This is a genomic window from Sediminibacterium sp., assembly GCF_051861365.1.
GTDB lineage: Bacteria > Bacteroidota > Bacteroidia > Chitinophagales > Chitinophagaceae > Sediminibacterium.
Window position 1 is genome coordinate 53,344 of record NZ_JBHYCW010000022.1, and the last position, 6,000, is coordinate 59,343.

The following is a 6,000-nucleotide window of genomic DNA, read 5'->3' on the forward strand; positions in this document are numbered from 1 at the left end:
ACATTGCAGCATGACCATTGAATCGGCCAAAGATCAACTTATTCAGCAATTGGCTGCGCTGTATGAGCCAAGGGAAGCTGCCAGCATCACTCATATGGTGTTAGAGCATCTTACGGGTATGAATAAGACGGATAGGATGATTCATAAACATCAAGAACTTTCTGTTGAGCAAGAAGATCGTCTTTTGAGCATGGTCACTTCATTACTGAATAATAGACCTATTCAATATGCATTAGGGGAAGCCTGGTTTGGGGGAATGAAGTTTATCGTGAATGAACACACCCTCATACCCCGTCCGGAAACCGAAGAACTTATTGAATGGATCAAAGCTACTGCCAACCCCGAGCCTCAAAAAGTCCTAGATATTGGAACAGGTAGCGCTTGTATTCCCATCACTTTGAAAAAAGAGTTTCCACTTTGGCAGCTAACAGCAATTGATGTGAGTGATGATACGTTAGAAGTAGCCCAACAAAATGCTACGTTGAATCAGGTAGCTATTGAATTTATGAGGATGGATTTTTTGAATGAATCATTGTGGTCTAATCTACCAGACTACCATATCATTATTAGCAATCCACCTTATATCAAAAAATCAGAAAAGGACAGCATGTCGGCGAACGTAGTAGATCACGAACCACATGTTGCTTTGTTTGTTCCGGATGAAGATGCATTGATTTTTTATCGGAAAATTGCATCATTTGGACTTTCACATCTAAAAAAGAATGGTCAACTATTCTTTGAAATCAATCAACTACTCGGAAAAGAAGTATGTACGTTATTAGAAGAAATGGGATATCAACCTATTTTAAGAAAGGATCTACATGGCAATGATCGCATGATCATGGCAACTTTAGTACAATAGATTACTGTCCGGAATTATCCACGGCCATTACCGGCGTTGCACCCAATTTTTTGATCACTTGCATGACTTTAATAGCTGTACCCAAATGCGAAGTGCTATCGCCATTGATGACTACAGAAGGTTTTTCTGTCTCCTTAGATAAAAAGGCTTTCAACTCAGGCTCTAGTTGTTCCAAAGTTGTTCTTTGAGAACCGATATACAGATTCTGATCTTTATCAACGGTGATGACTACCGTTTGCTTAGACTTGGTATCGCTCTTGGCTTTAGGGTTAGAAACTTTGATCACATTCGGATTGGCAAGTGTGGAAACGATCAGAAAGAACAATAACAGAATGAACAGGATATCATTCAGTGCACCTGTATGCATTTCGGGATGTGTTCTTAATCTTTTTCTGATGTTCATATACTGACTTTACCGATGTTCAAATTAACGTGTAGGCTCCTGAAGAATGTCGATGAATTCTGCACTGGCAGCTTCCATTTTATTGGCTGTTTTATCGATCTGTGTACTCAGGAAATTATGTCCCACATAAGCAATCAATCCAATAATCAAACCTGTGGCTGAAGTGATCATCTTGGTATAGATACCACCGGCGATGGTATTCAGTGTATATTCTCCGGTAGAAGCAATGCCATAAAACAGTTGAACCATCCCTACAATGGTTCCCAAGAAACCAAACATAGGTGCAATACCAGCAATCAAAGACAAAATATTCAGGTTGCGCTCCATGCTATACATTTCGAGCTTACCTACGTTTTCCATGCTCTTTTCGATAGCATCCAACGGTTTGCCAATACGCTGAATTCCTTTATCGATCATCCTAGCAACCGGATTATTGGTATTCTTCGCAAGATTTCTGGCAGCCTGCACATTACCCGACATGATATTGTCACGGATAATATTCATGAAATTGGGTTCAATACGTGAAGCTTTGCGAATAGCCATGAGTCTTTCTACAAATACAAAAATGGCTGCTACCAGCAAGCCATACAGTGGATACATGATCCAACCGCCTTTCTGTAATAAACTCCACATGGATATTTTTTCCGCTGCTGCTGCTACCGTACCTGCTGCCTGTTGTAAACTATCAATCTGCAGAAAATAGAACATACCTAATGATTTGGGTTAGGCTAAAATTAGACCCTAACACAAAAGAAAGGTGTGCATGTGAATAAAATTAATTCTCTCGCGCTTTTTAGGAAAGCTTTTGCACATCAGTGAGGGCGAAGCGGTTGATTTCACGAGGCATTAACAATAGACCATAGTCCATGGACCATGGTCTATGGACTATGGTCTACTGACTAAGAACTCTCTTTCATCTTCATCATCGCCATGATCTGTTGCATGGTTCTGTCCATACCGTTGGCGCTGCCATCGAGGAAGATGACGTTTCCTTTGCCATATTCAGCAAAGTTTTTAACAGCTTCTGTCCACATGCTGAAGAGAATGACATTGGTATCCAGATTGGCTTGTTTCATTTGTTCTGCGGCCTGACTCATACCCCTTGCTACTTCTTGTCTGAACAATGCCACACCCTGACCACGGAGACGAGCCGCTTCTCTTTCGGCTTCAGCTGCAATTTTAATGGCATTACCTTCTGCCTCGGCAGCTTTGGTTTTGGTGATCAATAAAGCCTGACCTTCATTTTCGGCTGCGGCCTTGAGGTTATTACTCGCTACTACTTTACTCATACTCTCCATGATACGCGCATCAAAAGTGATATCATTGATTTGAAGATCCTGTAAATGATAACCCCAATCTTCGAGTGAAATATCAATCTGTTCTTTTACGAATTCCACGATTTCTCTACGGAGTAATAATATTTCAGCCTGACGTTTGGTAGCTACATAAGAACGAATACTACCTTCTACAGTTCTAATCAAAGCTTGCATCAGGTCTCGATCACTGATGAATTTGAAAGCCACATTTTTGATGGTTTCTTCATCCTGGTTCAATACAGAATACAGTAACATGCTTTTGAAATTCACATTTGCCTGATCAATGGTTACTGCCTGGAACTCCAGTTCAACAGAACGGTTCTGGATACTTACTGTTTTGAATACCTGTTCAAGAATCGGTATTTTGATATTCAAACCGGGTCTCAGTATTCTTCTGTATTTACCAAACATGGTAAGTACAGCGATGGTACCCTGATTAACAGTTACCAGCGATAAAAATCCTAAAAGGATCACTACAATGATCCATCCGTAATTGGTAAGAAATTCCATAATTCAGCAATTTTGATTTCACAACTAATGTAATCAATTAGTAGTGCGTTTGGACGCTTTATTACATGGAAAAGGTTGATTTATTTTTTCCAGTGTAATTCGGTCAGTATGGGAAAATGATCCGAAGGAAACTTACCGGAATAAGAATCCGTCAATACACCCCATCGTTTAGTATTGAAATGAGAGGAGATGAAAATATGATCGATGATATCATTGGTATTAAAATTTCGACCGAAATTCTGAAAACTACCATTATTCACATATGGATATTGCACCTCACGAAAACTATCTCTTATGATTCCCGAGTTGGCAAGGGTTTGATACCATTCAGTGGTATGATCACCATTAAAGTCGCCGGTTATAATGACAGGTTCTTTACCACTGATTGATTGCATCTTTGACAATAATAATTTACTACTCTCCTTTCTTGCTACCACACCCTGATGATCAAAATGAACATTGAAGCAGAAAAAAGATTGTCCGCTTGCTTTGTCTTTCAGCTGCACCCATGAGCAAATACGATTGATGCGTGCATCCCATCCAAAGCCGGGTTTATCGGGTGTTTCAGATAACCAGAAATCACCGCTTTTGATCAGTTGATATTTATCTTTCTTATAAAAAATAGCTGAATACTCTCCCTGGGTTGCTCCATCATCTCTCCCAATACCATATCGTTCATACTGGGGCAACTGTTGTTGTATGTCATCCAGTTGGTGTTTCAATCCTTCCTGTGTACCGAAAACATCAAAATCATGAAAACGAATGAGAGAGGCAACATAGGCTTTTCTGTCCACCCATAAATTGCCGGAATCACGTGGATTATCGTAGCGGATATTAAAGGTTCCGACGATGATAGATTGTGCATATAAATTGAAACAACTCGACAATGATAGCGCAGCAAACATTAAATATTTCTTCATAGAATGAAGTTACATCAAACTCAATGTTATCATAAGCCTGAAAAAAAACAAAAACTTAGTAGTTAGGTGAAGAATATCAGATTTTCATTGGTGGCTTACAGATTACCGCCGAAACGCCCTAGACAACAAAAGTTTAATACAAAAAAAGGTTTCAGATTTGCAACCTTTACTGTGGAGAATACCGGATTCGAACCGGTGGCCTTCCCGATAGCATCGGGACGCTCAAGCCAACTAAACAAGTAATTGTAGGAATAAAAAAGGTTGCAGAATGTGCAACCTTTCTGTGGAGAATATCGGGGTCGAACCGACGACCTCTTGCATGCCATGCAAGCTTAGTAAACCCCATAATATTCAGTTACTATACTGTAAATGAGTAGTTTACATTTTCCTCCTTCCCATGTTAAAGAACTCTGTTACCCAAATGATACCCAAATTGGTTAATTAATATTTATTCACAATACCTATAGGATTTTGACTGACTGACTAGCTATTATATCTTCAATTTGACAAACTACAAACTTATAAAAATGGAAGAGATAATAATTTCTAAAAGCAGTAGATGTTATTCTGAAATAGATAGCTTGATAATTGTAATGGCAGCTTTAAGCCTTTCTATGGAGTATAAACACAGCGGTAAAGCAAACTATAATCCAGGTGATTACTTAGTAGCGGAAGGATTATCCACTGGAAAAATGGTTAGGTTACCACTCTATGGCCCTATTGAGGCTGTTCTAATAAACAGGAAGCCTGATCAAATAACTTTAACAGTAGAAAAAAAATCACCTCCGACGGTAAGATATGAGACATATACTGATGCTTTAAAGCAAACAATTAATTATATAATCACACCGTATTTTGTAACTTTTTATGAAAATAATTTGAATTATGCTATAAATAAATTTGGTTCAGATTATTCAAAATGGTCTGGGGTATGGAGAATGGGATGGGTTGTGAGAAATGCATTATCACATAATGGAAAGATTTTTTTTAAAAATTTGAAAACGCCTGACATTGATTGGAATGGGATAATTGTGACAACATCCTTTCAACATAAACCCATTCATGAAATATTCAGTTTTGCTGATATTTTATTACTCATGTTAGAAATGGAAGCAGAATTAAATTAATAGAATTTAAATATTGATATATTCTTTGAAATGTAAAATTAAGAATGTATCAAAACTGATTATGACACAGGATTTTTTTAGAAGTTTCAGAGAATATACACTTTATTGTTATAACGAAATAACTGTTAGGAATAACTGGACTATTGATTCAGTAGAGATATATTTTGATAATGATTTAGAACAAGCCGTATTTCATATTTCAGCAACCACAGATACACATCAAAATGTTGAGATGTGTACTTTACCCTCTGCAAGCCTGTATAAAGAACTTTTACAAGTCTGTTATTCTATGGGGTACTATTCTGAACCTCTTTATGATGGAAATTTTGAAGGTGAAATAATAGGACAAATGAGAAGTCAATTTGAAAATCACCCCTTATTTGAAGAAGCATTTAAATTTGGAGAAGTCCCATTGAATTATTAAAAACTATCATTTTGACAAATGTATACTAGCTTCTTTATACGAGTCAAAGACAAAACTTTTACAGCCAGTTATTCTGGTTACATATAATTTTTCTAAATCTGGATTTGCAATTTCAACATGAACTTTAAAGTCTCTTTGAGAAGCTCCAAGTAAAATATTAGATTTAAACTTGTCTTGGATGATAAACTTGTCATCTTCATTATAGTTCTGAACCTTGATAATATCTGAAGTATAAGATTTGGTTTCCCATACAACAGATTTACTAGGCAAAGTCTGAATATCCTTTAAATATTCCTTAAACCTATCTTCAATTGGTTTTTGAACTACTTTAAGTATTGGTTCATCGGTTGTGCAAACTATGTGTAAGCTCCCCATAATTTAGTGCCACGTTTAGTTAGAGTTTTCTAAGGTAATATTTTTCTGTTTTTCCTCCCATTT

General features: G+C 37.2%; 8 protein-coding genes and 1 tRNA gene. 3 read left to right on the forward strand and 6 right to left on the reverse strand.

Translation table 11 applies throughout. The features are described 5' to 3' along the window. Positions 1-10: 10 nt before the first annotated feature. Complete coding sequence (gene prmC / locus ACTIEV_RS10995; protein ID WP_439516463.1) at positions 11-862, forward strand: peptide chain release factor N(5)-glutamine methyltransferase; 852 nt, start codon at positions 11-13, stop codon at positions 860-862. A gap of 1 nt (position 863) precedes the next feature. Here prmC and ACTIEV_RS11000 read toward each other — a convergent pair whose 3' ends face one another. The 5 genes from ACTIEV_RS11000 to ACTIEV_RS11020 form a co-directional block, all read right to left on the reverse strand. Continuing rightward, positions 864-1,265 carry an ExbD/TolR family protein gene (locus ACTIEV_RS11000; RefSeq protein ID WP_178886824.1) on the reverse strand — a complete coding sequence of 134 codons (402 nt, stop codon included), beginning with the start codon at positions 1,263-1,265 and terminating at the stop codon, positions 864-866. 24 nt (positions 1,266-1,289) lie between these two features. Next, positions 1,290-1,973, reverse strand: a complete 684-nt coding sequence (locus tag ACTIEV_RS11005; protein ID WP_250686139.1) for a MotA/TolQ/ExbB proton channel family protein — start codon at positions 1,971-1,973, stop codon at positions 1,290-1,292. Positions 1,974-2,164: 191 nt separating this feature from the next. Then, positions 2,165-3,091, reverse strand: a complete 927-nt coding sequence (locus tag ACTIEV_RS11010; protein ID WP_439516464.1) for an SPFH domain-containing protein — start codon at positions 3,089-3,091, stop codon at positions 2,165-2,167. A gap of 80 nt (positions 3,092-3,171) precedes the next feature. Continuing rightward, positions 3,172-4,011, reverse strand: coding sequence for an endonuclease/exonuclease/phosphatase family protein (locus tag ACTIEV_RS11015; protein ID WP_178886827.1), 840 nt, complete (start codon positions 4,009-4,011; stop codon positions 3,172-3,174). Between the two features lie 172 nt (positions 4,012-4,183). Beyond that, a tRNA-Ser gene (locus ACTIEV_RS11020) sits at positions 4,184-4,249 on the reverse strand. A gap of 289 nt (positions 4,250-4,538) precedes the next feature. On the opposite strand from ACTIEV_RS11020, the gene ACTIEV_RS11025 reads away from it, so the two are divergent. Next, positions 4,539-5,138: a hypothetical protein gene (locus tag ACTIEV_RS11025; protein WP_439516465.1), complete on the forward strand. Its 600-nt coding sequence runs from the start codon at positions 4,539-4,541 to the stop codon at positions 5,136-5,138. Between the two features lie 61 nt (positions 5,139-5,199). Next, positions 5,200-5,562 carry a hypothetical protein gene (locus ACTIEV_RS11030; protein WP_439516466.1) on the forward strand — a complete coding sequence of 121 codons (363 nt, stop codon included), beginning with the start codon at positions 5,200-5,202 and terminating at the stop codon, positions 5,560-5,562. A 6-nt stretch (positions 5,563-5,568) separates the two neighbouring features. Here the strand turns inward: ACTIEV_RS11030 and ACTIEV_RS11035 are convergent, their stop codons facing one another. Beyond that, the gene (locus tag ACTIEV_RS11035; RefSeq protein ID WP_439516467.1) at positions 5,569-5,937 is read right to left on the reverse strand and encodes a hypothetical protein; all 369 of its coding nucleotides are present in this window, start codon (positions 5,935-5,937) and stop codon (positions 5,569-5,571) included. Positions 5,938-6,000: the final 63 nt, after the last annotated feature.

Bases quoted from the DNA above. Each gene is read 5' to 3' on its own strand.
- prmC (WP_439516463.1), top strand. From the start codon at position 11: ATGACCATTGAATCGGCCAAAGATCAACTTATTCAGCAATTGGCTGCG.
- ACTIEV_RS11000 (WP_178886824.1), bottom strand. From the start codon at position 1,265: ATGAACATCAGAAAAAGATTAAGAACACATCCCGAAATGCATACAGGT.
- ACTIEV_RS11005 (WP_250686139.1), bottom strand. From the start codon at position 1,973: ATGTTCTATTTTCTGCAGATTGATAGTTTACAACAGGCAGCAGGTACG.
- ACTIEV_RS11010 (WP_439516464.1), bottom strand. From the start codon at position 3,091: ATGGAATTTCTTACCAATTACGGATGGATCATTGTAGTGATCCTTTTA.
- ACTIEV_RS11015 (WP_178886827.1), bottom strand. From the start codon at position 4,011: ATGAAGAAATATTTAATGTTTGCTGCGCTATCATTGTCGAGTTGTTTC.
- ACTIEV_RS11025 (WP_439516465.1), top strand. From the start codon at position 4,539: ATGGAAGAGATAATAATTTCTAAAAGCAGTAGATGTTATTCTGAAATA.
- ACTIEV_RS11030 (WP_439516466.1), top strand. From the start codon at position 5,200: ATGACACAGGATTTTTTTAGAAGTTTCAGAGAATATACACTTTATTGT.
- ACTIEV_RS11035 (WP_439516467.1), bottom strand. From the start codon at position 5,937: ATGGGGAGCTTACACATAGTTTGCACAACCGATGAACCAATACTTAAA.